The organism is Enterobacter sp. EC_50 (assembly GCF_019584525.1).
In the GTDB taxonomy this organism is placed as follows: domain Bacteria; phylum Pseudomonadota; class Gammaproteobacteria; order Enterobacterales; family Enterobacteriaceae; genus Enterobacter; species Enterobacter roggenkampii.
On sequence record NZ_VDAF01000127.1, the window covers coordinates 1 to 230 of the forward strand.

Annotated in this window: 1 rRNA gene; it reads right to left on the reverse strand. The window is 54.3% G+C overall.

The annotated features are described in order from the left end of the window. A 16S ribosomal RNA gene (locus FHC48_RS23320) occupies nucleotides 1–230 on the reverse strand; the annotation flags it as partial.

A 230-nucleotide genomic window follows, 5' to 3' on the forward strand; every position in this document is an offset into this window, starting at 1 on the left:
TTGTATGCGCCATTGTAGCACGTGTGTAGCCCTACTCGTAAGGGCCATGATGACTTGACGTCATCCCCACCTTCCTCCAGTTTATCACTGGCAGTCTCCTTTGAGTTCCCGGCCGAACCGCTGGCAACAAAGGATAAGGGTTGCGCTCGTTGCGGGACTTAACCCAACATTTCACAACACGAGCTGACGACAGCCATGCAGCACCTGTCTCAGAGTTCCCGAAGGCACCA